The organism is Methylobacterium sp. BI1 (genome assembly GCF_056680125.1).
In genome coordinates this window covers 4,650,350-4,674,858 of sequence record NZ_CM155267.1, presented here as the reverse complement: position 1 = coordinate 4,674,858, position 24,509 = coordinate 4,650,350, and the positions used below count along the sequence as shown (strand labels likewise).

Here is a 24,509-nt window from a genome sequence, read left to right as displayed (position 1 = left end):
GGCAAACTGCTGTGCGCCGGGTAGATCCGTCACTTCAATCGTCGTGCAGATCGGAAACGGCCTGCCCAATACGGGCGGAGCCGGCCTCCTCGGCCGTCGTCGCCAAACCTTCGAAGGAGCGGAGCCGACGCCAACGCGCAAGGCAGCCGGAAGCTCCGACTCCTGCGACGAGAGCCGCATGTATCACATGATCCCGACCCAAGGCCATGTCCAATTCTTCGTTGGACAGGTCATCGATGACGGGAATGCACGATATGGCACTGCCATGCCGCCGGTGCAATGCCGCGACGATCTTCCGCCGCCCGTCGGCGCTGCCGTCCGACGCCTGGATCACCGCCGCCACGCCGGCCTTGTCACCGATGGCAGACTCCACCTTGGCGAACCCCGCGACCACACAGCCCGCCTTGTTGGCCAGGGACAGCGACTGACGCAGGTCGGCACGCAGGCCCTCGGCGATGCGGTCGGCGAGGTCGGGGGCCACCGCATCCTTGCTCTTGAAGGCGCGCTGGAAGGCGCGCCGCTTCACCGCTTCGTTGACCACCGCTCGGGTCGGGGTCAGCCAAGCGCCGCGACCGGGCAGGCGGGCCTTCAGATCCGGTACCACGGTGCCATCGGGCCCGAGCACGAAGCGGATCAAGCCGGATGGCGCCTGCGTCACGCGCGTGACGAGGCATGTGCGCAGAGCATTGGCGCGCCCCCGCCCTGGGCCTGGATCGAGCAGAACGCTCGGATCCGGCTCGACGGATGCGGCGGTCACATCGGCGGTTTCGCCCGTCATGCGGCGTGGGATTCTTTCGTCGACAGGAAGATATCCCCGCGATCCGGGACCGCGGGGAACATTGATTCGCTCGCTCAGGCCGAGGCGGGTTCCTCGTCGGTGGTCTCAGTGGCGTCGGGCTCGGCCGGCGCCTCGATCCAGCCGGCATGGACGCGCGCCGCCATGACCATGGCTTCCGCTTCGGCCCGCGAGATCTCGAAACCCTCCAGGTAGCCCGCGTGGCGCTTCGCCTCGGGACCGCGACCTTCGGTGTAGCCCACCAGATCGTCGGTGGCGCAGCCGGCGAGGTCTTCGATCGTTTTCACGTCGTTCTCGCCCAGGGCCACCAGCATGGGCGTGGTGATGCCGTCGATCTCGCGCAGCTCGTCCTGCACCCCGAGCTCCTGGCGCTTGGCATCGAACTCCGATTCGACGCGGGCGAGGTGATCCTGGGCGCGCGCCTGGATCTCGGTGCCGCTCTCCTCGTCGAGGCCCTGGATATTCGCGAGTTCGCCCGGTTCGACGTAGGCGATCTCCTCGACGTTGCGGAAGCCTTCCGCCGCCAGGAGCTGGCCCACCGTCTCGTCGACGTCGAGCGCTTCCATGAAGATCGCAGTGCGCTCGGAGAATTCCTTCTGGCGGCGCTCCGACTCCTCGGCCTCGGTCAGGATGTCGATGTCCCAGCCCGTGAGCTGCGAGGCGAGGCGCACGTTCTGACCACGGCGGCCGATCGCCAGGGAGAGCTGGTCGTCCGGTACCACCACCTCAATGCGGTCGGCCTCCTCGTCCAGCACCACCTTCACGACTTCCGCCGGCTGCAGCGCATTGACGATGAAAGTCGCCTGGTCCTCGGACCACGGGATGATGTCGATCTTCTCACCCTGAAGTTCGCCGACCACCGCCTGGACGCGGGAGCCGCGCATGCCGACGCAGGCGCCGACCGGGTCGATCGAGCCGTCCCGCGAGATCACGGCGATCTTCGCACGCGAGCCGGGATCGCGGGCCACGGCCTTCACCTCGACGATGCCGTCGTAGATCTCCGGCACTTCCTGGCCGAAGAGCTTCGCCATGAACTGCGGGTGCGAGCGCGAGAGGAAAATCTGCGGGCCGCGCACCTCGCGACGCACGTCGAACAGGTAGGATCGGATACGGTCGCCCGGACGGAAGGTCTCGCGCGGGATCATCTCGTCGCGGCGGACGATTCCCTCGCCGCGGCCGAGGTCGACGATGACATTGCCGTACTCGACGCGTTTCACGAGGCCGTTCACGACCTCGCCGATGCGGTCCTTGTACTCGTCGTACTGGCGGTCCCGTTCGGCGTCGCGCACCTTCTGGACGATGACTTGCTTGGCCGACTGGGCGGCGACGCGGCCGAAGTCGAAGGGCGGCAGGGTGTCGGAGATGACGTCGCCCACGAGGGCGCCGGGGTTGTAGCGGCGTGCCTGCTCCAGGGTCACCTCGCGCGCATCGTTCTCGACCTGATCCACCACCACGAGGTGACGCGACAGGCGCAGCGCGCCCGTCTTCGGGTCGATCTCGGCGTGCACATCGGTCTCAGCGCCGTAGCGTGAGCGCGCGGCCTTGGCGATGGCTTCCTCCATCGCGTCGATCACGATGGAGCGGTCGATCACCTTCTCGCGGGCGACCGCTTCGGCAATCTGCAGGAGTTCGAGCCTGTTGGCGCTGACGACGGCCATCGGTTTTCGTCCTTCTCTTCGTCGTGTTCTGTCGCGATGCCCTCCGCCGCTCGGGGGAGCGGGGATCCGGGCGTGTTAGTGGAGCTTGCCGTCTTCCTTCACCCGCACCGCCTTGGTGCGGACGGGCTTCGCCTTGTTTCGGGCCTTGATGGCGAGACTCTCCTCGGTCTCGACCTTCACGGGCTTCGGCCGCTGCGAGGCCTTCGGCTTCAGGGGACGGGAAATTTTTTTCTTGAGCGGAACAGGAGCGGGCTCCGTTTCATCCACCTCGGTATCGTCCATGTCGTCGTCGTGGACGGGCGGACCGCCGCGGCGCAGCGATTCGCGCACCAGTTCGTCAGTGAGCACCAGATAGGCGTCGCCGAGATCACGCAGCGGCAGGTCGATCCGGCTCGGCAGGCCCTCCTTCACATCGGGCAGATCGATCGGCACGGTGAGGCCGTCCGGGTTCGGGGCACCGATGATGCCGCGGAAGCGCTTGCGGCCGTCCATCGGCACCGCAAGCTCGACCTTCGCCTCGTAGCCGGCCCAGCGCGCGAAATCGACCGCCCGCACCAGCGGCCGGTCGATGCCCGGCGAAGAGATCTCGAGGTAGTAGGGCTTGCCGATCGGGTCATCGAGATCGAGCAGCGGCGAGATCGCACGGCTCACCGCCTCACAATCGTCCACCGTCATGGTGCCGTCGGGTCGCTCGGCCATGATCTGAACCGTGCACCCGTTGGCGCTCGACACCTTTACCCGGACCACGCGATAGCCGAGGCCCTGGATCGAGCCCTCGATGACCTGCACCACCCGCGCGGCTACGCCGGTCTCGGTGATGAGGCGCTTCTCGGTGAGATCGCTGTTGAGCGGGTCGCTGTTGAGGTTGTCCGCCATGCTGCGCTTGAAGTCCGGCCTTGTCCGAGGCGATCCGGCGCAGGAGGCATTGCGGCAATAAAAAAGAGCGGACCCGGTGGGGCCCACTCCCGAACCGCAGTCTCACAACTGCAACCAGAACTGATGTTTTCAGACGTAGGCTGGTTCGCTTCGTTTTTCAAGATATTTCGAAGCGGTCGACCATCAGTTTCTGCCTACACTTCGCGAGAGGCGTACCATCCGGCGGACAGCGCCGCAGGCTGCCCTGTGCCCAACTGGACGACCTGCGTCCGCCTCCGGAACTCCGGCCTGACCCACGATCGAGCCCAAAGCAAACGCCGCCCCGCTTGAGGGACGGCGTCGATGATCGTCGTGGACCCAGGGCCGGATCCGGGATCAGCGTCGAAGATCAGGCGGCCTGAACCCGCTTCAACAGCTTGCGGTTCACCAGCATCTCGGCGATCTGCACGGTGTTGAGCGCCGCACCCTTGCGCAGGTTGTCGGCGACGCACCAGAACGAGAGGCCGTTCTCCACCGTGGCGTCCTCGCGGATGCGGGATACGTAGGTAGCGTCCTCGCCGGCTGCCTCGTGAGGGGTCATGTAGCCGCCGGGCTCGCGCTTATCGACCACCATGAGGCCGGGGGCCGAGCGCAGGATCGCGGTGGCCTGCTCGGCCGAGATCGGACGCTCGAACTCGACGTTCACCGCCTCGGCATGGCCGATGAAGACCGGCACGCGCACGGCGGTGGCCGTGAGCTTGATCTTGGGGTCGAGCATCTTCTTGGTCTCGGCGACCATCTTCCACTCTTCCTTCGTGTAGCCGTCCTCCATGAACACATCGATGTGCGGGATGACGTTGAAGGCGATGCGCTTGGGGAACTTCTCGGCCTTGATCTCGCCGGCGGTGAAGACCGAGCGGGTCTGCTGGAAGAGCTCGTCCATGGCATCCTTGCCGGCGCCGGAGACCGACTGGTAGGTCGCGACGACCACGCGCTTGATCGTAGCCGCGTCGTGGAGCGGCTTCAGCGCGACCACGAGTTGCGCCGTGGAGCAGTTCGGGTTGGCGATGATGTTCAGCTTTGAGAAACCGTGGATGGCGTCCGGGTTCACCTCGGGCACGATCAGTGGCACGTCCTGATGGTAGCGGAACGCCGACGAGTTATCGATCACGACGCAGCCGGACTGGCCGATGCGGGGCGACCACTCCTTGGAGGTCTCGCCGCCGGCCGACATCAGGCAGATGTCGGTGTCGGAGAAATCGTAGGAATCGAGGGCCTTCACCTTCAGGATCTTGTCGCCGAAAGACACGTCCTGGCCGGCCGAGCGGCGCGAAGCGATCGCCACCACCTCGTCCGCCGGAAAGGCGCGCTCGGACAGGATGTCCAGCATCTCGCGGCCCACATTGCCCGTGGCACCCACGACGGCGACCTTGTAACCCATTGCTCTTCACTCCGCTCTGCGCGGGCGCCGAGGGCCGGTCTAGGGCCCGCCGGTCTGGCGAGCCGCAGCGTCCGGGTCCGGCGCCGTTCTCAAGCCTCCCTGCCGTGCGCCGAGCCACCTGCGGCGGCCGGCGGCCCGCCGGCCGCGAAGGTTCGCGGTCCGCTCCCGGTCCGCTCTGTCTGGTACCCGCCGCATCGCAGCATGAGTCGCCAAGCGCGGGAGCAAGACGCTTCGCTCCCGCCGCTGTCAAGGGTTGGGCGGCCCGATCACGCCACCAGCGCAGCCGGGGCGCGGCTGAGGGCGTCCCGCGCTTCCGCCAGAATGGCGTAGGAGCGCCGCCGCGCATCCTGGTCGTGGATGGCCGCTGCCACCATGATCTCGTCGGCGCCCGTCTCGCGGATCAGGTCGGCAAGTCCGCGCCGCACGGTCTCGGGCGAGCCGACGAGGGCCCGCGCCAGCATCCGCGAGGCCTGCGCCTTCTCATGCGGGGCCCAGTAGGATTCGATGTCGTCGATGGGTGGCCGCAGGAGGCCGCGCGTGCCGCGCACGAGGTTGGTGAACTGTTGCTGGGCCGAGGTGAACAGCCGACGCGCCTCGGCATCGGTCTCGGCCGCCACGACGTTGACGCCAATCATCGCGTGCGGCCGGCTCAGCTGGGCCGAAGGTTGGAAGCGCTCTCGATAGATGGCGAGTGCTGGAAGCAGCTGATCGGGCGCGAAGTGTGAGGCGAACGCGTAGGGGAGCCCCAGCATCGCGGCGAGCTGCGCGCCGTAGGTGCTCGAGCCGAGAATCCAGAGCGGCACCTTCAACCCGGTTCCGGGGACTGCCTGAACCGCTTGGCCCGGCTGTGGATCGCCGAGGAGCGCCTGCAGCTCCAGCACATCCTGCGGGAACGTGTCGGCGGCATCGCTGGAGCGCCGCAGGGCACGCGTGGTGCGTGGGTCGGTGCCGGGGGCGCGCCCGAGGCCGAGGTCGATCCGGCCTGGGAAGAGGGTCTCCAGGGTGCCGAATTGCTCGGCGATCACCAGCGGTGCGTGGTTCGGCAGCATGATGCCCCCTGCGCCGACGCGGATCGCGCGGGTGCCGGCCGCCACGTGCCCGATTACGACAGCCGTTGCGGCGCTGGCGACCCCGATCATGTTGTGGTGTTCGGCCAGCCAGAATCGACGGTATCCGTGTTCCTCTGCGTGGCGGGCAAGGTCCACACTGTTGCGCAGAGCATCTGCGGGCGTCGCGCCCTCCGGCACGAAGGCAAGGTCGAGGACGGAAAGGGGAATCATGGGTTCCTTGATCTGTGTCTCGCGGTGCTGCCCCGGAACTCACATCGCGACGGTCCCGCCCCACTGCAAGCCGGGGCCGGCATGTGCCGTCCGCATAGGTCGACACGATGGATTCACCCTGTTTCTCGAAAGGCGGCTTCCGCTGCGTGTCCGGAAACCTAGGCTTGCCGGCGCGCGGAGCAGGATCGGCTTGGGCGGCGCGCGGCCGCCGGAGAACCCCGGAACGCGATGCGAACGGTTTTCGAGCGAGACGGATTCGGCACGGATACGACGGAGCGGAAGCGCCTTTCTCGTCCGTCGGCCCACCACCTCATGCAGGTGGTTGCAGCCGGTGCCGTGGTTGCGGTCTTGAGTTGGGCGGCACGGAGCGGAGGGTCCGACGCTGTCGTCCCGGTTATGGAGACACCGTCAGGGCTCGGCTTCGTGTCGATCTCGGCGCAGGCCGTCCGCCCGGCGACACCCCTTGCCCTATCGGCACCGCGCTTCCGCCTCGACGATCCCGAGGCGATCGAAGCGCCACGCGCGGAGGCGGCCCGGCTCAATCCGGCGAGCGGCCGGCGCGAAGATCTTCTGGTCCAGGGCGGCTTCGACACGATCGAGGCGCCATACCTGCGCCTTACCGTCACCGACGTGTCCGGGGTCGAGCCGGGCCCTGGCCTGTTCGTCACCCTGGCCCGACGGGCCGCGGACGGCCAAGCCCTAGCCGTGATCCGTACGGGGGAGCGGGGTGTGATCGAGACCAAGTTCGGTCCCATGGAGACTCTTGAAGTCACCCTCGGCCGCGAGGGCAAGCGTGTCTGCACGGGCTTTGCCAGCTTGAATCCCAGCGCGCTCCGCCTGGATGGCTGGCTCTGCGCACCCCTGGGACAGGCGCCCGAACCACGGTCCGTCACCTGTCTCCTCGACAAGGTCGCCCTGAACGGTCAAGCGTCGTTAGACATGGTGGCGGCCTTCGCGGGCTTCGAGGCCCGGCGTAATTCCGGCTGTGGCCCTCATGCCCCCCTCGCGAACGGATCGCCGCGGGAAATCGGAATCGAGACGGGATCGATCCCAAGCCAACCTAATGGAAAGAAGCCGGGCCACACGAAAAAATGAGGCCAAACTGCGGCGATCGCGCGAAGCGCGGCCATATTTCGGGAACCTCGGCGGCCCTGGCACGTCTTCATCCCATAAGAAGGCCTCAGTTTCTTAAGGAAGCCCGGCCTACAGTCCCACAGCTTCAACGAAGGTGCGTCATGCGCTCTGTCTCGATTGCCCTGATGGGTGCCCTCACGCTCGCAGCCGTCGGCGCGAACACCGCTGCCGAGGCCCAGGGGCGCTACGCGCCGGCCGGCTATCGCGTCAGCCAGCCCTTGCCGATCCGCATCCGTCCGCGCAGCTGGCTCGATGCTGGCAATGTGGTCGAGGCGAACAACGGCTCGGTCAGCAACCCGGCGACCAACCCGCAGTTCATCACGGCCAGCTACCTGAACTCGCCGCCCTATGGCCGGAACGACCGCTTCGGCGGCGGCATCCTGCCCGATCCGATCACCAACGGCCCGTTCATCGGCGCCCGCTCGAGCGCGATCCGCAACGTGGACTTCTCGGCGGTCGATGCGATCGATCCGACCTCTTACGTCTCGCGCTTCGGTAATCCCTACTAAGTCCAGTTTAACAGGCCGGACATGCGACGGGCCCCTTGCGGGGCCCGTTTTCGTTTGCGCGTCGTCCGCTCGTAGACGGCGTGACCCAAATTAGGCGGCTGCGTGCTTGAGCTCGCGGATGATCGCATCGCCCATTTCGGCGGTGCTGATCGGCGTGGTGCCCTCGGCCGCGATGTCCCGAGTCCGATTCCCCGAAGCGAGGGTGCGGGTGACGGCGGAGTCCAAGAGGTCGGCGGCCTCGCCCAGTCCGAAGGAATAGCGCAGGCACATGGCGAGCGACCCGATCATGGCGATCGGGTTCGCGTAGCCCTTGCCGGCGATGTCCGGCGCTGAGCCGTGGACGGGCTCGTAAAGGGCCTTGCGGCTGCCCTTGGCATCGACGGCGCCCAGCGAGGCGGAGGGCAGCATGCCCAGTGAGCCGGTGAGCATCGACGCCACGTCCGAGAGCACGTCGCCGAACAGGTTGTCGGTGACGAGGACGTCGTATTGCTTCGGGCGACGGACGAGCTGCATGGCGCAGTTGTCGGCGAGTACGTGCTCCAGGCTGACGTCACTGTACTCGGCATGGACCTGGGTCACGACCTCCTTCCAGAGGACGCCCGACTTCATCACGTTGTGCTTCTCGGCCGAGGCGACCCGGCCCGAGCGCTTGCGGGCGAGGTCGAAGGCCACGTGGGCGATCCGCTCGATCTCGGCCGTGGTGTAGACCTGCGTATCGACGGCGCGCTTCGAGCCGTCCGGCAAGGTGGTGATCTCCTTCGGCTCGCCGAAATACACGCCGCCCGTGAGCTCGCGCACGATCATGATGTCGAGGCCCTCGACCAACTCGCGCTTCAGGGCCGAGGCATCGGCGAGGGCTGGGTAGCAGATCGCCGGGCGCAGGTTGGCGAAGAGGCCGAGATCCTTGCGCAGGCGCAAGAGGCCCGCCTCGGGCCGGATCTCGTAGGCGACATCTGCCCATTTCGGTCCGCCCACCGCGCCGAGCAGGATGGCATCGGCAGCATCGGCCCGTGCCAGGGCCTCATCGGTCAGCGGCTTGCCATGGGCATCGATTGCGCTGCCGCCCACGAGGTCGCGCTCAAGCTCGAAGCGGGCGAGACCCAACGTGTCCAGGGCGCCGATCACCTTCTCGACTTCTGCCATCACCTCGGGGCCGATGCCGTCGCCGGGGAGGAGGAGGAGGTTGTAGGAGGTCATGGGATCAACTCGCGAAGGATGTTCGAAGGACGGAGGCGGTCGGTCCGCCGCTGGACCAGGCGTCAGACCTTGCGCGCCACCGTAAATCGCGCCGCCTGGCGCAGGGTCTCGGCCTTGTCGCCCCAGGATGCCACGGCCTCTTCGCAGACGCCGACGAGGCGGTCACACTCGGCACGGGCGCCGTCGAGGCCGAGACGGTCGACCAGGGTCGCCTTGCCGGCATCCTTGTCCTTGCCGGTGGCCTTGCCCATGGCCTCGGACGACGCCTCGCGGTCGAGGATGTCGTCGGCGATCTGGAAGGCCTGACCCAAGGCGTGGCCGTAGCGCAGCAGTGCCTTGCGTTGATCCGGCGTCGCACCGCCGACGATCGCACCGGCTTCCACCGAAAAGGCCAGGATCGCGCCGGTCTTCATCGCCTGGAGCTGTAACGTGTCGTCGACGTCGAGGGAGACGGGGCCGAAACGGCCTTCCGCGCCGAGATCGAGCAGCTGGCCGCCGACCATGCCACCGAGGCCCGAAGCCTTGGCGAGGCCGAGCACCAGGTCGGCGCGCACCGACGGGTCGGGCTGCCAAGCGGCGTCGGCCAGGATCTCGAAGGCCAGGGTCTGGAGGGCATCGCCGACCAGGATCGCGGTGGCCTCGTCATAGGCCTTGTGCACGGTGGGCTTGCCGCGGCGCATGTCGTCGTCGTCCATGGCGGGCATGTCGTCGTGGACGAGGGAGTAGCAGTGCACCAGCTCAATGGCCGAGCCGGCCGCGAGGGCGCCGGTCTCGGACCCGCCGAGCATCAGGGCGGTCTCGATGGCGAGGAAGGGGCGCAGCCGCTTGCCGCCACCGAGCACGGCATGGCGCATCGCTTCCATCAGGCGAACCGGACGGGTGATCTCGCCGGCCTGCGTCTCCGGAGTCAGTCGCTCGGCGAGGTAGGCCTCGACCCTGTCCGCGACCGTGGCAAGCCTGTGGGAAAACGCGTCGACCGGGGCATCCGCCTTGACCGAAGCGTGGGATCCTTGCGTTGAGGTCATGTTCGGTCGGGCCTTCGGTCAGACGGTGTCGTGTCGTGGGCGGGGGAGGTTCGAATTCAGGATCGGGAGGAGAGCGCGGAGCAGCCGTTGCGGCAGGTTTCGGCGCGCCCGTTGCCGATGCGCGAGGCATCCGGCAGGAAACGGGCGGGAGGCTTGCGACGGATCGTCAACCTCATCCTGCTCCTCCCCGTCATCGGCCTCGTCCTCTTATTGTCGCTCGCGCTCGTCTATAGTGCGCTGACCCCGCCCTCAACCCTGATGCTGGGACGATGGTTGACGCTGCGGCCCGTCGACCGGCAGGCGGTGGGGCTCGAGGCGATCTCGCCCCACCTCGTCCAGGCGGTCATCGCCTCGGAGGACCAGCGCTACTGCCTTCACAACGGTGTGGATTGGGGCGCCCTGCGGGATGTGGTCGACGACGAGGAGGGCCCGAGCCGTGGCGCCTCGACGATCCCGATGCAGACGGTGAAAAACGTCTTCCTGTGGCCGGGCCGCTCGGTGATCCGCAAGGCCCTGGAGATTCCCCTGGCTTTGATGGCCGACACCCTGTGGGGCAAGCCGCGCACCATGGAGATCTACCTCAACATCGCCGAGTGGGGGGAGGGGGTGTTCGGGGCCGAAGCCGCTGCCCGGCGCTGGTTCGGCAAGCCGGCGCGTGCCCTGACCCGCGGCGAGGCAGCGCTGCTGGCCGCTGTGCTGCCGAACCCGATCCTGCGCAATCCGGCCCTGCCGTCGCGTGGCGTCCGGGCTCAGGCCGCGCGGATTCAGGCGCGCATGAACGGCGTCTTGGGGCTGATGGGCTGCCTCAAACGGTAGCCCGGCGCGACGGGATCGGCTACCTGCCGCCCAGACCCTCATCGCGGTGCTGAAAACGGCCGCGACTACGATGTGCCCCGCGCGGCCCCACGGGCGAAAGACCGACGATGACCCAGCCGACCTTCGAACTCACCCTCGAGCGCATCGCTCTGATTCGCCGGATGGTGGTGGCCTGGAATCCCGAGGGCGTGGGTGCGCCCATCGTCCATCCCGACGCGCCCTACGGCAGCACGGATCGCGACGGCGACATCTTCAACGTCACGGGCGACGACGACGGCGCCGACGAGGAGCACCGGGCCCTGGGCGATGCCCTCGCGGTGTTCACCGCCAATGCCGTCCTCAAGCCGGGGCGCTACGCCTACCACAACACCCTGGCCAAGCTCGCCTCCGACGATGTCGGCGACGTCTTTCGCGATGAGGCTACCGGGGAGACGCCCGAGCACGTCACCTTCGACGTCACGACCGAACAGGTCGCCCGCGTCAAAGCCCTGGCGATCCGCTGGGACGCCGCCCGCGACGTGCCGGCCGTCGACGCGGCCGAACCCTACGGCACGGGCGCCGACCTGCCGAGCGAGCACCGTGAGATGCAGCCGGTGCTCCAGATCTTCCTGCGCTACGCCGATCTCGGCCCAGGCGATTTCTCCCGCACCGCGTCGGGCTGGCAGCCGGCCTGAAGGTCTCGAACGACGCAGGAGGCGAACAGATCGGCCCGCAGGAACGTTGCCGAGGTGTCACGAACCGAGGACCATGACGGATGCTGCAACGCTGGCCGAGCCGGATCTGGGTCGTCCGACACGGCGAGAGTGCGGGCAACGTCGCGCGCGACGCCGCCCATGATGCCGGGCTGGAGCGGATCGACATCGCGGAGCGCGACGTCGACGTCCCCCTGAGCGAGCGTGGCCGTCTGCAGGCCGAGGCCCTGGGGCGCTGGTTTTCCGAAATGCCCGACGGCGAGCGCCCGAACGTGGTGCTCACCTCGCCCTATCTCCGCGCGCAACAGACGGCTGCGGGCATTCGCCGGGCCGGCGGCATCGCGTCGGACGCGGCCGACGTCACCGTCGACGAGCGATTGCGCGAGAAGGAGCTTGGTCTGCTTGACCGGCTTACGCGCACGGGCGTCGAGGCGCTTCATCCGGAACAGGCTGAATTGCGGGCCCGTCTCGGGAAATTCTACTATCGCCCGACCTGCGGCGAGAGCTGGTGCGACGTGATCCTGCGCCTGCGCGGCGCCATGGACACGATCTCCCTCCACTACGGTGAGAAGCGCGTCTTGATTGTCGCCCACCAGGTAGTGGTTCTCTGTCTGCGCTATCTCATCGAGAATCTCACCGAGGCCGAGATCCTGGGCATCGATGCCGAGGGCGACGTGCTGAACTGCTCGGTGACGGAGTACGCGTTCCAAGAGAAGGCGGGCTCCACCGGTCGCCTGCATCTCGCGCGCTACAACTTCGTCGCCCCGGTGCAGCGGGCCGGCGCCCCCGTCACCGCCGAACCCTCGCCGCAGGAGGATGTGCGATGACCGGCACAAAACTCGGCGCGGATTGCCTGCGGGCGCGTCCGCTTCCAACCCCGGAGGCTGGCAGCAAGGACGATCGCGGTAGCGTTCTCGTCCTGGGCGGCTGCGCCGAAGTGCCGGGTGCCGTCTTCCTCGCCGGCGTCGCAGCCCTGCGAGCCGGAGCGGGCAAACTGAAGATCGCCTCTGTGCGGAGTGTCGCCGTGGCAATGGCCCTGGCCGTGCCCGAGGCACTCGTCATCGGACTGCCGGAGACCGACGAGGGCGAGATCGCGGCGGAGTCCGCGGCCCCCCGCATCGCCAAGGCGGCCCAGCGCTGCGACGCGGTGCTGCTCGGCCCCGGCATGAACACCTGCGATATCACCACGACGCTGGTGAAGACGCTTCTCGCGGAGCAGAATGAGACCGCCTACGTGCTCGATGCCGGGGCAATCTGCGGCCTCGCGGCCCACGCTGAGACAGTCCGCGCCCTTAAGGCCCCGCCGGTGCTGACGCCCCATGCGGGCGAGATGGCGCAACTCCTCGACTGGAAACGCGAGGCGGTCGAGGCCGAGCCCCTGACGGCGGCCCTGCGCGCCGCCGACCTCATGCGGGCGGTGGTGATCATGAAGGGGGCGGAGAGCTGGATCGTTGCCCCCGACGGCGCGCACTGGCACTACGACGGCGGCGGGGTCGGCCTCGCCACCTCTGGTTCGGGTGACGTCCTCGCAGGCCTCGTCGCAGGGATCCTCGCCCGGGGCGCCGATCCGCTGACGGCCGCCCTCTGGGGTGTCTACCTGCACGGTGAAGCCGGAGCCCGGCTCGCGAAATCGATGGGACCCTTGGGGTTTCTCGCCCGGGAAATCTCAAGCGAGGTGCCGCAGATCCTCCGGGGCTTCTCCGCGCGTCCGTCCGTGTAGCCGGGTCCCCGGTGAGGGGGGCCCGACCCGTTTCGCCTCAGGCGCCGAGCTTCTTCTTGCGCTGAGCGAGGGTGCGCAGCCGCAAGGCGTTGAGCTTGATGAAGCCGGCTGCGTCGTGGTGGTCGTAGGCGACGGCGCCCTCCTCGAAGGTGACGAGATCCTGGTCGTAGAGCGAGTTCGGGCTGGTGCGGCCGATGACGTGGACGCCGCCCTTGTAGAGCTTCAGCCGGACCTCGCCGGTGACCATCTCCTGGCTTTTGTCGATCAGGGCCTGGAGCATCTCGCGCTCGGGCGAGAACCAAAAGCCGTTGTAGATCAGCTCCGCGTATTGCGGCATCAGCTGGTCCTTGAGGTGTGCGGCACCGCGGTCCAGCGTGATCGACTCGATGGCCCGGTGGGCGGGGAGCAGGATGGTGCCGCCCGGTGTCTCGTACATGCCGCGGCTCTTCATGCCGACGAAGCGGTTCTCGACAAGGTCCAGGCGTCCGATGCCGTTGTCGTGGCCGAGCTGATTCAGCTTGGCGAGAAGGCTCGCGGGCGACAGTCGCTCGCCGTCGATGGAGACCGCGTCTCCCTTCTCGAAGCCGATGGTGATCACGGTCGGCGTGTCCGGCGCCTCCTCGGGCGAGCGGGTGCGCGAGTAGACGTAATCCGGCACCTCGTCGGCGGGATCCTCCAGCACCTTGCCCTCCGAGGACGCGTGCAGGAGGTTGGCGTCCACCGAGAACGGGCTCTCGCCACGCTTGTCCTTGGAGATCGGGATCTGGTGCTGCTCGGCGAAAGCGATCAGCTGCTCGCGGCTCTTCAGGTCCCACTCGCGCCAGGGGGCGATGACGGTGACGTCGGGCTTGAGGGCATAGTAGCCGAGCTCGAACCGGACCTGGTCGTTGCCCTTGCCGGTGGCACCGTGGCAGACGGCGTCCGCGCCCAGCTTCTCGGCGATCTCGATCTGCTTCTTGGCGATCAACGGCCGGGCGATGGAGGTGCCGAGGAGGTAGACGCCCTCGTACTGGGCATTGGCCCGGAACATCGGGAACACGTAGTCGCGGACGAACTCCTCGCGCAGATCCTCGATGAAGATGTTTTCAGGCTTGATCCCGAGCAGTTCCGCTTTCTTGCGGGCCGGCTCGAGCTCCTCGCCCTGCCCGAGATCGGCCGTGAAGGTGATGACCTCGCAGCCATAGGTGGTCTGCAGCCACTTCAGGATGATCGACGTGTCGAGTCCGCCCGAATAGGCGAGCACGACCTTGTTGACGGGCTTCGGGTTCGCGTCGGTCATGGGCTCGCTTCCGGTTCGGGCGTCGTGTGCGTCGGCGTCTTGCGCCTCCGCGTCGGGATGTCGGCGGCTTATCAGCGGAGCGCGGGACCGTGCAACCGCTGTGCCGTCGGACGCGTTCGCTCGGCGTGGCCGTGGTCGTGAACCGCCTTGTCGCGAACCTCCGGGCGGGCGACACTCACGCCCATTCTCGATCCCGGAGATTCGACGCATGCCGCGCAGGCCGACCCTCGAATTCTGGTACGAGTTCGCTTCGACCTATTCCTACCTCTCGGCCATGCGGATCGAGGCCCTGGCGGCGGCGGCGGGCGTCGAGATCCGCTGGCGGCCCTTTCTCGTCGGGCCGATCTTCGCCGCACAGGGCTGGAATTCCTCGCCGTTCAACCTCTACGCCGCCAAGGGACGCCACATGTGGCGCGACGTCGAGCGCGAGGCGGCCCGGCTCGGCCTCCCGCCCGTCAAGCGCCCCGATCCCTTTCCACAGAACAGCCTGAGCGCCACCCGCGCAGCCACCTACGGCATGGACCACGATTGGCTCGTGCCGTTCTCCAAGGCCGTCTACGAGGCCGAGTTCGGCCGCGGGCAGTCGATCGCCGAGCCGCCCGCCGTGGTGTCGATCCTCAACGGCCTCGGCCTCGACGGCACGATCATCCTGAAGCAGGCGGCGGCGGAGACCAACAAAGGGCGGCTGCGCGTCAACGGCGAGGAGGCACGTTCCCGGGGGATCTTCGGTGCACCGACGTTCCTGGCCGACGACGGCGAATTGTTCTGGGGCAACGACCGGCTGGAACAGGCCCTCGCCTGGGCGGCGGGGGACCGGCCGGGCGCGATGCGCTGAGGCCGGTCGGCGCGGCGCCGCTGGCGGTCGGGCACCGGCGGGTCTAGAACCCGGGCGGCTTTCCCCTCGCTTTTCCGTTCCCCACGCTACCAGGGCCGCCCCATGAGCTTCGCGTTACCGGGCCTCGATCGCCGGCGCTTCCTTCTCGCCGCCACCAGCCTCGCCACTGGCGTCGCGATGGGCGGGGAGGGGTCGGCACAGGGCTACGGCCAGGCGTTCAAGGTCGACAACGACGAGGGCCGCCCTGTCGCGAACATGCGTCTGCCCGGCGAGATCGTCGGCGAGATTCCGGGCTTGCGCGGCGTGACCTATGTCGGATCGGCCGAGGCCGAGACGACCCTGTACGAATTCTTCGACTACAATTGCCCCTATTGCCGGAAGGCGGCGGGCGACATGGTCTCGCTGAGCGAGAGTGATCCGTCGTTGAGAATCGGCCTGATCAACAATCCCATCCTCGCGGTGCAGTCGGCCCAGGCCGCCAAGGTTGCCCTGGCGATCCAGCGCAAGCTCGGTTCGGCCGCGGCCTGGACCCTGTATCGGACGTTGCTGGCCAAGCCCGGCAGGATCGACGGGCCCGGCGCCCTCCAGGCCGCCGTCAAGCTCGGCGTGCCCGCCGCCGAGATCGAGGGCATCGCCGACAGCGAGGAGGTGCGCCTCGCCCTCAAGGCGCAGATGCGCATGGCCGCCGATCTCGGCCTCACCGCGACCCCCTCCTACGTTCTCGGCAACACGGGGCTTCTCGGCCATCCCGGACCGAAAGCCCTGGCCCGGATGGTCGCCGCGACCCGGCGCTGCGATCGCATCGCCTGCTGAAGGCGGCCTCACCTTCGCCACCGTTTGCCCGCATCGGAACGGGGTTCGGTATCTCGCGTTGCACAACGCATCGGCGCAAGTTCCCTCGTCTTGCGCCCCCCGGACACGCATGCTAGGCCCTCGCCGCGCCGGAAGGGCGGGCTTTTCATGGCCCGCGCAGACCGGCACGTTCCCAATCCTGACGGTTTCAGAGCCCGCGCCGGACACGGCGCGACGCGGCCGGAGCCCTCAGGCAGGATTGAAGAGAGAGCGGCGCGTGGCGCAGAACGGTTCCGAGGCGGGTTCCCCGGTTGCAGGCGTAGCGGCGCGCTACGCATCGGCCTTGTTCGAGCTGGCGCGCGATGAGCGCGACGTCGATGGCGTGGCGGCAAGCCTCGACCAGTTCGACGCAATGCTCAGGGAGAGCCCCGACCTGCGCCGTTTCGTGCGCAGCCCGATCTTCACGGGTGCCGAGCAGGAGGCCGCCATCGTGGCCCTGCTGGAGAAGTCCGGCATCGGTGGAATCGGCGGCAACTTCATCCGCCTTGCAGCTGCCAACCGCCGCCTGTTCGCGCTCCCTGACATGATCCGCGCCTTCCGCACCCTGGTGCGCGAGTCGAAGGGGATCATCCGCGCCGAGGTGACCGTCGCCGAGCGTCCCTCCGACGCCGTCGTCGAGGAGATCAAGGCGTCGCTGCGCGACGTCGCCCGCTCCGAGATCGACCTCGACCTCAAGATCGACCCCAGCCTGATCGGCGGCCTCGTGGTCAAGATCGGCAGCCGCATGGTGGACGCCTCTCTGCGCACCAAGCTCAACGGAATTCGCCTCGCGATGCGGGAAGCCCGGTAAGGACCCTCGAGGCCCGACCGCTTCCCGTTCCCAGCCCCATTCATTCAATCCAAGACAAGAGGCCCGACGATGGACATCCGCGCCGCCGAGATCTCCGCGATCCTGAAGGATCAGATCAAGAATTTCGGCCAGGAAGCCGAAGTCACCGAGGTCGGTCAGGTTCTGTCCGTCGGTGACGGCATCGCCCGCGCCTACGGCCTCGACAGCGTCCAGGCCGGTGAGATGGTCGAGTTCGAGTCGGGCGTGCGCGGCATGGCCCTGAACCTCGAGCAGGACAACGTCGGCATCGTGATCTTCGGGTCCGATCGCGACATCAAGGAAGGCCAGACCGTCAAGCGCACCGGCGCGATCGTGGACGTTCCGGTCGGCAAGGCGCTGCTCGGCCGCGTCGTCGACGCGCTCGGCAACCCGATCGACGGCAAGGGCCCCATCGCCACCACCGAGCGTCGCCGCGTCGACGTGAAGGCCCCGGGCATCATTCCGCGCAAGTCCGTGCACGAGCCGATGGCCACCGGCCTCAAGGCCATCGACGCCCTGATCCCCGTCGGCCGCGGCCAGCGCGAGCTCATCATCGGCGATCGCCAGACCGGCAAGACCGCCATCGCCCTCGACACCATCCTGAACCAGAAGCCGGCCCATGCCGGCACCGACGAGAACGCCAAGCTCTACTGCGTCTACGTCGCCATCGGTCAGAAGCGCTCCACCGTCGCCCAGTTCGTGAAGTCCCTCGAGGACAACGGTGCGCTCGAGTACTCGATCGTCATCGCCGCCACCGCGTCGGACGCCGCGCCGATGCAGTTCATCGCGCCCTTCGCCGGCTGCGCCATGGGCGAGTACTTCCGTGACAACGGCATGCACGCCGTGATCGTTTACGACGATCTCTCCAAGCAGGCCGTCGCTTACCGCCAGATGTCGCTGCTGCTGCGCCGCCCCCCGGGCCGCGAGGCCTACCCGGGCGACGTGTTCTACCTCCACTCGCGCCTGCTCGAGCGCGCCGCCAAGATGGGTGATGCTGCCGGCAACGGCTCGCTGACCGCGCTGCCGGTCATCGAGACCCAGGCCAACGACGTCTCGGCCTACATCCCCACCAACGTGATCTCGATCACCGACGGCCAGATCTTCCTCGAGACCGACCTGTTCTACCAGGGCATCCGCCCGGCGGTGAACGTCGGCCTCTCGGTCTCCCGCGTGGGCTCCTCGGCCCAGACGAAGGCGATGAAGAAGGTCGCCGGCAAGATCAAGGGTGAGCTCGCGCAGTACCGTGAGATGGCCGCCTTCGCGCAGTTCGGCTCGGATCTCGATGCTTCGACCCAGAAGCTCCTGAACCGCGGTTCGCGACTGACCGAGCTCCTGAAGCAGCCGCAGTTCTCGCCGCTGAAGATGGAAGAGCAGGTAGCGGTGATCTACGCCGGCGTGAACGGCTACCTCGACAACCTGCCGCTGAACAAGGTCCGTCCCTTCGAGGACGCCCTGCTCTCGGCCCTGCGCACCAAGCATGCCGATCTCCTCACCAAGATCCGCGACTCGAAGGACCTGTCGGACGACAGCGCCAAGACGCTCAAGGGCGTCGTCGAGAGCGTCGCCAAGTCGCTCGCCTGAGGCGAGGCATCGACAGCGAAACCGGTCGCCCGCGGGCGACCGGATCTTGAGCGAGCGCAGGCGCCCGGGTCGTCCGGGCGCCTCGCCTTGAGCGGCAGCGGATGGATCTGGAAGTCACCCCATGGCGAGTTTGAAGGATCTGCGGAACCGCATCACCTCGGTGAAGGGCACGCAGAAGATCACAAAGGCGATGCAGATGGTCGCCGCCGCCAAGCTGCGGCGCGCCCAGATGGCCGCCGAGAGCGCGCGTCCCTACGCCGAGAAGATGTCCCAGGTACTCGGGAATCTCGCGGCCAACCTCGTCGGCGGCGTGCAGGGCCCCCGGCTTCTGTCCGGCACCGGCTCGGAGAAGACCCACCTGCTCATCGTCTGCACCGCCGATCGCGGCCTGTGCGGCGGCTTCAACTCCTCGATCGCCCGCCTCGCCCGTGACCATGCCCGCAAGCTGATGGCCGAGGGCAAGACGGTGAAGATGATCACCGTCGGTAAGAAGGGCTACGACCTCCTTCGTCGCCAGTTCCGCGACGAGATCATTGAGAACCGCGACCTGCGCGGCAACAAGGCGGTCGACTACGAGTTCGCTGCCGAGATCGCCGACAGCATCATCGCGCGCTTCGATGCCGGCGAGTTCGATGTCGCGACGTTGTTCTACTCGCGCTTCCGCTCCGTGATCTCGCAGATCCCGACGGCGCAGAAGCTCATCCCGGCCGAGCTGCCGGAGACCGGCGCCACGGCGCCGGACGCCGCCCTTCAGTTCGAGCCGAGCGAGGAGGCCATCCTCGACACGCTGCTCCCGCGCAACCTCACCGTCCAGGTTTTCCGTGCGCTCCTGGAGAACGCCGCCTCCGAGCAGGGCGCTCGCACCGGCGCCATGGACTCCGCCACGCGCAACGCGGGCGAAATGATCAAGAAGCAGACGCAGATCTACAACCGGACGCGTCAGGCCATGATCACCAAGGAACTCATCGAGATCATCTCGGGCGCCGAAGCGCTCTAAGCGCAGACGACGCCCTGACCGCAACATATCCAAAGGACCCGTAACATGGCGAACACCGCGATCCCCGGCGCCGGCTCGAACAAGGTCGGCAAGATCACCCAGGTCATCGGCCCCGTGGTCGACGTTCACTTCGACGGCCACCTGCCCGAGATCCTGAACGCCCTGGAGACCAAGAACAACGGCAGCCGCCTGGTGCTCGAAGTCGCCATGCAGCTCGGCGAGAGCACCGTGCGCTGCATCGCCATGGACACCTCGGAAGGCCTGGTCCGCGGCCAGGAGGTCACCGACACCGGCGAGGCCATCAAGGTTCCGGTCGGCTTCAACACCCTCGGCCGCATCATGAACGTCATCGGCGAGCCGATCGACGAGGCCGGCCCGATCCAGTCGGACACCCTGCGCGCCATCCACCAGCCGGCGCCCGCCTATTCCGAGCAGTCCACCGAGTCGCAGATCCTCGTCACCGGCATCAAGGTGGTCGACCTCCTCGCCCCCTACGCCAAGGGCGGCAAGATCGGCCTGTTCGGCGGCGCCGGCGTCGGCAAGACCGTGCTGATCATGGAGCTCATCAACAACATCGCCAAGGTGCACTCCGGCTACTCGGTGTTCGCCGGCGTCGGTGAGCGCACCCGCGAGGGCAACGATCTCTACCACGAGATGATCGAGTCCAAGGTGAACATGGACCCCAAAGAGCACAACGGCTCCGCCGAGGGCTCCAAGTGCGCGCTGGTCTACGGCCAGATGAACGAGTCCCCCGGCGCCCGCTCGCGCGTCGCCCTCACCGGCCTGACCATCGCCGAGGACTTCCGCGACCAGGGCCAGGACGTGCTGTTCTTCGTGGACAACATCTTCCGCTTCACCCAGGCCGGCTCGGAAGTGTCGGCGCTCCTCGGCCGCATCCCGTCGGCAGTGGGCTATCAGCCGACCCTGGCCACCGACATGGGCGCCCTCCAGGAGCGCATCACCACCACCACCAAGGGCTCGATCACCTCGGTGCAGGCCATCTACGTGCCGGCCGACGATCTGACCGATCCGGCGCCGGCCGCCTCGTTCGCCCACCTCGACGCCACGACCGTGCTGTCGCGTTCGATCGCCGAAAAGGGTATCTACCCGGCCGTGGATCCGCTGGACTCCACCTCGCGCATGCTCAACCCCGCCGTCCTCGGCGAGGAGCACTACGAGGTCGCCCGTAAGGTCCAGCAGACCCTGCAGCGCTACAAGGCCCTCCAGGACATCATCGCGATCCTGGGCATGGACGAGCTCTCGGAAGAGGACAAGCTCACCGTCGCCCGCGCCCGCAAGATCGAGCGCTTCTTCTCGCAGCCCTTCTCGGTGGCCGAGATCTTCACCGGCTCGCCGGGCATCCAGGTCCCGCTGGCCGACACGATCAAGGGCTTCAAGGGCCTGGTGAACGGCGAGTACGACGACCTGCCGGAGGCGGCGTTCTACATGGTCGGCACGATCGAGGACGCCAAGGAGAAGGCGAAGAAGATCGCCGCGGCGGCCTGAGGTCTTGAACGCCAAAGTCGTTCTCCTCCTCGTCGGTCTCGTGGTCGGTGGCCTTGCAGGGTATCTCACCCGACCCGAGGCGGCCGAGATCAAGATCGGGTCGTTCAGCCTGGAGGTTCAGGGGGATTCGCCGGCGGGAACCCGCGGCGGTTCCCTGACCACGGGTCAGATGCAGCATATCGGCATCTTCGCCGTCATCGGCGCGGTGCTGGGCCTCGGGATCGGCTTCGTCGCCGATCGCCGCAGGGCCTGACGACGAACACGACGGCGCGCGCCTCTTTCGGGCACGGCGCGCCGTCCTTCCGCACAGACAACCCGAGCCGGGATCCTCGACCTCATGGCTACCTTCCAGTTCGATTTCGTCGGTCCCGAGCGGACGCTGTATTCCGGCCAGATCGAAGCCGTGCAGCTGCCCGGCATCGAGGGCGAGATGACCGTGCTCCCCGGTCACGCCCCCGTGCTCACCGCCCTCAAGGTCGGCGTCATCGTGATCAACGAGGCCGGCCATACCGGCAAGCGTGTCCTGGTCCGTGGCGGCTTCGCCGATATCGGCCCGACCTCCGTCACCGTCATCGCGGAGCGCGCGAACCCCTTCGAGGAGATCTCGCCGGAATCCCTCGATCGCGACATCGAGGCGGTCGAGATGCTGCGCGACGCCACCGAGGACTTCGCCAAGAAGGACGAACTCACCGGCCAGATCGTTCAGCTCCGCGACGCCAAGGTCGCGCTCAACTTCTAAAGGCCGATCGGCCGCGAGACCCTACCCGGCCGCGTGCTCGAGCAAAGCCTCGCGTGCGGCCGGATCGTCCGGGCAGCCGAGATCCAGCCACCGGGCCCGGGCCCGGGCGAGCCGACGACCGATCTCCGGGCCGGGCCGAACGCCCCGCGCCACCAGATCGGCCCCTCCGAGGGGAAATGTCGGTGCCGTGATACGGCCATCCGCCAGATCATCGAGATACCGGTCGGCTTCCTTCGAGAGGGCCGGCGTCGGTTCGCCCCGGGTGCTCGTCCGCGCGAGGGCGAGGCCCAGGCGGTCGTGATCGGCGGCCAGGCGGCGAACCTCCGTACCGTCGATAATGGCCCGTCCATGCAGAGCTCCGAGGGCTCGCCCATAGGCCACGAGGGCCGCAACGTCCGTCTTCGAGAGCCGTAACCCAAGCTCGAGACGCCCGGCATCCGAAGCGGACCAGACCGCCAGCGCCGCCAGTCGTTCGATCGCGGACGTCGTCTCGCCCTTTGCGAGGGCGCGGGCGAGGCGTCCGCGATCCCCGAACCCGCCGATCAGCCGCAGGAGCAGGCCGGTCTCGCTCAAGGTCGCGACCGCCGTGGCCACGCCGGGCGCCAGCAGCAGCTTGAGGAATTCCGCCCGGATACGCTCCCGCGAGAGCCCGTCCAGGGCATCGCGGGCGTCGATGCAAGCCGACAGGCCTTCAGGGTCGGGCGGTCCGGCCCCGTAGCGGGCATGGAACCGGAAGAAACGCAGGATGCGCAGGGCATCCTCGCGGATGCGGGTCCGGGGCTCGCCGATGAAACGAACGCGTCCCGCTCTGAGATCGTCGACTCCGCCGGTCGTGTCGCGGAGCTTGCCATCGGGCGTCAGGGACAGCGCGTTGATGGTGAAATCCCGGCGCTGCGCATCGAGGGCGAAATCGCGCCCGAACCGCACCACGGCGTGACGGCCGTCGGTTTCGACGTCCTCCCGCAGGGTGGTGACCTCGAAGGCCGCCTTGTCCGCGAGCAGCGTGACGGTGCCGTGCTCGATCCCGGTCGGGATGGCGCGCAGGCCGGCCGCCTCGGCCCGGGCGATCACCGCCGGTGGCAGCAGCGTGGTGGTCAGGTCGATGTCGTCGCCGGCACGCCCGAGCAGCGCATCGCGGACGCAGCCACCGACGAGCCGGGTCGCTTCACCCTCTGCCGACAGGGCGGCGAGCACGCGACGGACTCCCGGTCGGTCGAGAAGTTGGCCAAGGCCATCTTGGTCGATGACGTGCTCGCTCACTGGAACCGCCCGGGCACCACTTGGCCGTTCTCCAGGTGGGGCGGCACGTAGCCGCCACGGTGGCGCTCGCTGAAGAGTCCCGTCGCCACGAGGGAGAGGATGACGAGGACGATGCCCGCCAGGGTCAGGCGGAAGGCCTGCCCATCCCAGTGCACGCCATGATCGGGCCGGCGTCCGCGGATCGCGAGGTAGAGCGCGTAGAGGAGGAACGGCGAGAGGAAGATCAGGAGCTCTTCGAGGACGCGGCGGATCATGACTGTCTCGAATGGCGGTGGGGCGGGCGCTGCGTCACGGGAAGAGGCGCTCCTGCAGGTTGTTGACGATCCCGGCGGTGACGCCCCAGATCCGGAACTCGCCGTAGGTGATGGCGTAGTAGCGTCGCTGCCGACCGCGCCAGACCGCGCTCTCGATTCGGCGCTGGGCCGGATCGAGGAGGTGGCCCAGCGGGACCTCGAAGGTCGCGGCGACCTCGTCGGGGTTCAGGAACAGGTCTGCCTCCGGGTCGACGAGACCGAGCACGGGCAGGACCAGGAAGCCCGTGGCCGAGAGATATGGATCGAGGTAGCCGAGCACACGGATCGCCTCGGCGGGAAGCCCGACTTCCTCGCGAGCCTCGCGCAGGGCGGCATCGGCCGGGCTCGAATCCACGGCGTCGATCTTGCCCCCCGGGAAGGCGATCTGCCCCGAATGATCGCGCAGATGCGCGGCCCGGACGGTGAACAGCACGTGGGGACCGTCGGCGCGAGGCAGCACGGGCACGAGCACCGCCGCGCGCCGATGCGGCCGCTCCGGCACCACCGCTGCATCGGCTCCGTCGAGGTCGTGGTCACCGCGCGGATTCGCCGTCGGAGCGCCATCGCCCGGCGGCTCCGCGGACAGGTACTCGGCGGCCCGGGCGACGAGGTCCGCCAGCGCAGGGTTCTCCCTCATGCGCTATCGGCGGGTGCGACGCGGTGAAAGGTGCCGCCGGCCATCACGCCGAGCCAGCCGTCCTGCTCCTCCGCGAGGGCCAGGAGGTCGAAGGTCAGAGCCCGGGTCAGGAGCGCCCAGAGATCGCGGCGGACATGGACGTAGGGACGCAGGCCGCCGCCGGCATCCTGCGCGAAGCGCAGAGCATGATCGGCATCCACCGGCACGAGGTCGTCGACATTGGTGCGGAAGGCAATGCGCCGCCCCGGACCGTCGCCCTCGACCGCCATCTCCACGGCCACGAAGGGGGCATCCTCCACCGTGATGCCGACACTCTCCACGGGGGTGACCAGCACGTAGCCGCCGTCCGGTTCGCGACGAAGGATTGAGGCGAAGAGCTTGACCAGGGCCGGGCGGCGGATGGGCGCGCCGTCGTGGTGCCAGGTGCCGTCGGCGGCGATCCGCATGTCGATCGGCCCGCAGAAGGGCGGGTTCCAGCGTTCCACCGGGGGCGGACCGCGACGCGCCGCGTCGCCGAGGGCGGCGCTGAGGCGGTCGATCGTCGGATCGGCGGCGGGAGGGCTCGGGTCGGTCATGCGATCACAAGATAGCGCATTCGG

The 24,509-nt window shown here is 68.1% G+C and carries 26 protein-coding genes; 14 read left to right on the top strand and 12 right to left on the bottom strand.

From position 1 onward, the window contains the following. Positions 1 to 34: 34 nt before the first annotated feature. The 5 genes from AC1MGR_RS22100 to AC1MGR_RS22080 all read right to left on the bottom strand — a co-directional run bounded on the left by AC1MGR_RS22100 (position 35) and on the right by AC1MGR_RS22080 (position 6,030). Positions 35 to 778: an RNA-binding protein gene (locus AC1MGR_RS22100; RefSeq protein ID WP_480232958.1), complete on the bottom strand. Its 744-nt coding sequence runs from the start codon at positions 776 to 778 to the stop codon at positions 35 to 37. 74 nt (positions 779 to 852) lie between these two features. Next, positions 853 to 2,454: a transcription termination factor NusA gene (gene nusA, locus AC1MGR_RS22095; RefSeq protein ID WP_108039907.1), complete on the bottom strand. Its 1,602-nt coding sequence runs from the start codon at positions 2,452 to 2,454 to the stop codon at positions 853 to 855. 75 nt (positions 2,455 to 2,529) lie between these two features. Then, positions 2,530 to 3,330: a ribosome maturation factor RimP gene (gene rimP, locus AC1MGR_RS22090; RefSeq protein WP_480232957.1), complete on the bottom strand. Its 801-nt coding sequence runs from the start codon at positions 3,328 to 3,330 to the stop codon at positions 2,530 to 2,532. A gap of 388 nt (positions 3,331 to 3,718) precedes the next feature. Next, complete coding sequence (locus AC1MGR_RS22085; protein ID WP_480232956.1) at positions 3,719 to 4,750, bottom strand: aspartate-semialdehyde dehydrogenase; 1,032 nt, start codon at positions 4,748 to 4,750, stop codon at positions 3,719 to 3,721. A gap of 266 nt (positions 4,751 to 5,016) precedes the next feature. Further along, on the bottom strand, positions 5,017 to 6,030 hold the full coding sequence (locus AC1MGR_RS22080; RefSeq protein ID WP_480232955.1) for an LLM class flavin-dependent oxidoreductase: 1,014 nt from the start codon (positions 6,028 to 6,030) through the stop codon (positions 5,017 to 5,019). Positions 6,031 to 6,426: 396 nt separating this feature from the next. Between AC1MGR_RS22080 and AC1MGR_RS22075 the strand changes: the two genes are divergently transcribed. Together AC1MGR_RS22075 and AC1MGR_RS22070 are read left to right on the top strand one after the other, a co-directional pair. Continuing rightward, a complete protein-coding gene (locus AC1MGR_RS22075; protein WP_480232954.1) occupies positions 6,427 to 7,125 on the top strand; it encodes a hypothetical protein in 699 nt (232 codons plus the stop codon). A 140-nt stretch (positions 7,126 to 7,265) separates the two neighbouring features. After that, the gene (locus AC1MGR_RS22070; protein WP_056466896.1) at positions 7,266 to 7,673 is read left to right on the top strand and encodes a hypothetical protein; all 408 of its coding nucleotides are present in this window, start codon (positions 7,266 to 7,268) and stop codon (positions 7,671 to 7,673) included. A gap of 90 nt (positions 7,674 to 7,763) precedes the next feature. Here the strand turns inward: AC1MGR_RS22070 and leuB are convergent, their stop codons facing one another. Both leuB and AC1MGR_RS22060 read right to left on the bottom strand, forming a co-directional pair. Beyond that, positions 7,764 to 8,870: a 3-isopropylmalate dehydrogenase gene (gene leuB, locus AC1MGR_RS22065; RefSeq protein ID WP_480232953.1), complete on the bottom strand. Its 1,107-nt coding sequence runs from the start codon at positions 8,868 to 8,870 to the stop codon at positions 7,764 to 7,766. 62 nt (positions 8,871 to 8,932) lie between these two features. Next, positions 8,933 to 9,895, bottom strand: coding sequence for a polyprenyl synthetase family protein (locus AC1MGR_RS22060; RefSeq protein WP_108039897.1), 963 nt, complete (start codon positions 9,893 to 9,895; stop codon positions 8,933 to 8,935). A gap of 117 nt (positions 9,896 to 10,012) precedes the next feature. Between AC1MGR_RS22060 and mtgA the strand changes: the two genes are divergently transcribed. The 4 genes from mtgA to AC1MGR_RS22040 all read left to right on the top strand — a co-directional run bounded on the left by mtgA (position 10,013) and on the right by AC1MGR_RS22040 (position 13,123). Continuing rightward, complete coding sequence (gene mtgA / locus AC1MGR_RS22055; protein ID WP_480234868.1) at positions 10,013 to 10,711, top strand: monofunctional biosynthetic peptidoglycan transglycosylase; 699 nt, start codon at positions 10,013 to 10,015, stop codon at positions 10,709 to 10,711. A 107-nt stretch (positions 10,712 to 10,818) separates the two neighbouring features. Beyond that, positions 10,819 to 11,385 carry a hypothetical protein gene (locus AC1MGR_RS22050; protein WP_108039895.1) on the top strand — a complete coding sequence of 189 codons (567 nt, stop codon included), beginning with the start codon at positions 10,819 to 10,821 and terminating at the stop codon, positions 11,383 to 11,385. An 80-nt stretch (positions 11,386 to 11,465) separates the two neighbouring features. Continuing rightward, positions 11,466 to 12,230 carry a histidine phosphatase family protein gene (locus tag AC1MGR_RS22045; protein WP_108039893.1) on the top strand — a complete coding sequence of 255 codons (765 nt, stop codon included), beginning with the start codon at positions 11,466 to 11,468 and terminating at the stop codon, positions 12,228 to 12,230. Next, positions 12,227 to 13,123, top strand: a complete 897-nt coding sequence (locus AC1MGR_RS22040) for an NAD(P)H-hydrate dehydratase (protein ID WP_480232952.1) — start codon at positions 12,227 to 12,229, stop codon at positions 13,121 to 13,123. Before AC1MGR_RS22045 ends, AC1MGR_RS22040 begins: the two co-directional genes overlap by 4 nt. A 37-nt stretch (positions 13,124 to 13,160) precedes the next feature. Here AC1MGR_RS22040 and AC1MGR_RS22035 read toward each other — a convergent pair whose 3' ends face one another. Further along, a complete protein-coding gene (locus tag AC1MGR_RS22035) occupies positions 13,161 to 14,402 on the bottom strand; it encodes an argininosuccinate synthase (RefSeq protein ID WP_480232951.1) in 1,242 nt (413 codons plus the stop codon). A gap of 208 nt (positions 14,403 to 14,610) precedes the next feature. Between AC1MGR_RS22035 and AC1MGR_RS22030 the strand changes: the two genes are divergently transcribed. From AC1MGR_RS22030 to atpC, 8 genes are all read left to right on the top strand, one after another. Next, positions 14,611 to 15,237 (top strand): 2-hydroxychromene-2-carboxylate isomerase, encoded by a 627-nt coding sequence (locus AC1MGR_RS22030; protein ID WP_108039887.1) that lies wholly within the window; start codon positions 14,611 to 14,613, stop codon positions 15,235 to 15,237. A gap of 102 nt (positions 15,238 to 15,339) precedes the next feature. Further along, entirely contained in the window at positions 15,340 to 16,050 is a 711-nt protein-coding gene (locus tag AC1MGR_RS22025) for a DsbA family protein (RefSeq protein WP_480232950.1), read from the top strand. A gap of 256 nt (positions 16,051 to 16,306) precedes the next feature. Then, the gene (locus tag AC1MGR_RS22020) at positions 16,307 to 16,879 is read left to right on the top strand and encodes a F0F1 ATP synthase subunit delta (RefSeq protein ID WP_480232949.1); all 573 of its coding nucleotides are present in this window, start codon (positions 16,307 to 16,309) and stop codon (positions 16,877 to 16,879) included. Positions 16,880 to 16,948: 69 nt separating this feature from the next. Further along, on the top strand, positions 16,949 to 18,478 hold the full coding sequence (gene atpA / locus AC1MGR_RS22015) for a F0F1 ATP synthase subunit alpha (RefSeq protein ID WP_108039882.1): 1,530 nt from the start codon (positions 16,949 to 16,951) through the stop codon (positions 18,476 to 18,478). A gap of 121 nt (positions 18,479 to 18,599) precedes the next feature. Beyond that, complete coding sequence (locus AC1MGR_RS22010) at positions 18,600 to 19,475, top strand: F0F1 ATP synthase subunit gamma (RefSeq protein WP_108039881.1); 876 nt, start codon at positions 18,600 to 18,602, stop codon at positions 19,473 to 19,475. A 45-nt stretch (positions 19,476 to 19,520) separates the two neighbouring features. Further along, positions 19,521 to 20,981, top strand: coding sequence for a F0F1 ATP synthase subunit beta (gene atpD, locus AC1MGR_RS22005; RefSeq protein ID WP_056466935.1), 1,461 nt, complete (start codon positions 19,521 to 19,523; stop codon positions 20,979 to 20,981). Between the two features lie 4 nt (positions 20,982 to 20,985). Beyond that, positions 20,986 to 21,234, top strand: a complete 249-nt coding sequence (locus AC1MGR_RS22000; RefSeq protein ID WP_108039879.1) for a hypothetical protein — start codon at positions 20,986 to 20,988, stop codon at positions 21,232 to 21,234. A gap of 84 nt (positions 21,235 to 21,318) precedes the next feature. After that, on the top strand, positions 21,319 to 21,720 hold the full coding sequence (gene atpC, locus AC1MGR_RS21995) for an ATP synthase F1 subunit epsilon (protein ID WP_056466941.1): 402 nt from the start codon (positions 21,319 to 21,321) through the stop codon (positions 21,718 to 21,720). Positions 21,721 to 21,741: 21 nt separating this feature from the next. On the opposite strand, the gene AC1MGR_RS21990 is transcribed toward atpC, so the two are convergent. From AC1MGR_RS21990 to AC1MGR_RS21975, 4 genes are all read right to left on the bottom strand, one after another. Beyond that, a complete protein-coding gene (locus tag AC1MGR_RS21990) occupies positions 21,742 to 22,914 on the bottom strand; it encodes a CCA tRNA nucleotidyltransferase (protein WP_480232948.1) in 1,173 nt (390 codons plus the stop codon). Between the two features lie 62 nt (positions 22,915 to 22,976). After that, positions 22,977 to 23,234 (bottom strand): DUF6111 family protein, encoded by a 258-nt coding sequence (locus AC1MGR_RS21985; RefSeq protein WP_108039877.1) that lies wholly within the window; start codon positions 23,232 to 23,234, stop codon positions 22,977 to 22,979. Between the two features lie 34 nt (positions 23,235 to 23,268). Next, positions 23,269 to 23,910 (bottom strand): CoA pyrophosphatase, encoded by a 642-nt coding sequence (locus tag AC1MGR_RS21980; protein WP_480232947.1) that lies wholly within the window; start codon positions 23,908 to 23,910, stop codon positions 23,269 to 23,271. Next, positions 23,907 to 24,485 (bottom strand): DUF1285 domain-containing protein, encoded by a 579-nt coding sequence (locus tag AC1MGR_RS21975; protein ID WP_480232946.1) that lies wholly within the window; start codon positions 24,483 to 24,485, stop codon positions 23,907 to 23,909. Before AC1MGR_RS21975 ends, AC1MGR_RS21980 begins: the two co-directional genes overlap by 4 nt. Positions 24,486 to 24,509: the final 24 nt, after the last annotated feature.

Coding starts and splice junctions, on each gene's coding strand:
- AC1MGR_RS22010 (WP_108039881.1), top strand. CDS start 18,600: ATGGCGAGTTTGAAGGATCTGCGGAACCGCATCACCTCGGTGAAGGGC.
- mtgA (WP_480234868.1), top strand. CDS start 10,013: ATGCGCGAGGCATCCGGCAGGAAACGGGCGGGAGGCTTGCGACGGATC.
- AC1MGR_RS22035 (WP_480232951.1), bottom strand. CDS start 14,402: ATGACCGACGCGAACCCGAAGCCCGTCAACAAGGTCGTGCTCGCCTAT.
- atpC (WP_056466941.1), top strand. CDS start 21,319: ATGGCTACCTTCCAGTTCGATTTCGTCGGTCCCGAGCGGACGCTGTAT.
- AC1MGR_RS22050 (WP_108039895.1), top strand. CDS start 10,819: ATGACCCAGCCGACCTTCGAACTCACCCTCGAGCGCATCGCTCTGATT.
- AC1MGR_RS22060 (WP_108039897.1), bottom strand. CDS start 9,895: ATGACCTCAACGCAAGGATCCCACGCTTCGGTCAAGGCGGATGCCCCG.
- AC1MGR_RS22070 (WP_056466896.1), top strand. CDS start 7,266: ATGCGCTCTGTCTCGATTGCCCTGATGGGTGCCCTCACGCTCGCAGCC.
- AC1MGR_RS22080 (WP_480232955.1), bottom strand. CDS start 6,030: ATGATTCCCCTTTCCGTCCTCGACCTTGCCTTCGTGCCGGAGGGCGCG.
- AC1MGR_RS22025 (WP_480232950.1), top strand. CDS start 15,340: ATGAGCTTCGCGTTACCGGGCCTCGATCGCCGGCGCTTCCTTCTCGCC.
- AC1MGR_RS21980 (WP_480232947.1), bottom strand. CDS start 23,910: ATGAGGGAGAACCCTGCGCTGGCGGACCTCGTCGCCCGGGCCGCCGAG.
- AC1MGR_RS22040 (WP_480232952.1), top strand. CDS start 12,227: ATGACCGGCACAAAACTCGGCGCGGATTGCCTGCGGGCGCGTCCGCTT.
- rimP (WP_480232957.1), bottom strand. CDS start 3,330: ATGGCGGACAACCTCAACAGCGACCCGCTCAACAGCGATCTCACCGAG.
- AC1MGR_RS22075 (WP_480232954.1), top strand. CDS start 6,427: ATGGAGACACCGTCAGGGCTCGGCTTCGTGTCGATCTCGGCGCAGGCC.
- AC1MGR_RS21985 (WP_108039877.1), bottom strand. CDS start 23,234: ATGATCCGCCGCGTCCTCGAAGAGCTCCTGATCTTCCTCTCGCCGTTC.
- AC1MGR_RS22085 (WP_480232956.1), bottom strand. CDS start 4,750: ATGGGTTACAAGGTCGCCGTCGTGGGTGCCACGGGCAATGTGGGCCGC.
- atpA (WP_108039882.1), top strand. CDS start 16,949: ATGGACATCCGCGCCGCCGAGATCTCCGCGATCCTGAAGGATCAGATC.
- nusA (WP_108039907.1), bottom strand. CDS start 2,454: ATGGCCGTCGTCAGCGCCAACAGGCTCGAACTCCTGCAGATTGCCGAA.
- AC1MGR_RS22030 (WP_108039887.1), top strand. CDS start 14,611: ATGCCGCGCAGGCCGACCCTCGAATTCTGGTACGAGTTCGCTTCGACC.
- leuB (WP_480232953.1), bottom strand. CDS start 8,870: ATGACCTCCTACAACCTCCTCCTCCTCCCCGGCGACGGCATCGGCCCC.
- atpD (WP_056466935.1), top strand. CDS start 19,521: ATGGCGAACACCGCGATCCCCGGCGCCGGCTCGAACAAGGTCGGCAAG.
- AC1MGR_RS22100 (WP_480232958.1), bottom strand. CDS start 778: ATGACGGGCGAAACCGCCGATGTGACCGCCGCATCCGTCGAGCCGGAT.
- AC1MGR_RS21975 (WP_480232946.1), bottom strand. CDS start 24,485: ATGACCGACCCGAGCCCTCCCGCCGCCGATCCGACGATCGACCGCCTC.
- AC1MGR_RS22045 (WP_108039893.1), top strand. CDS start 11,466: ATGCTGCAACGCTGGCCGAGCCGGATCTGGGTCGTCCGACACGGCGAG.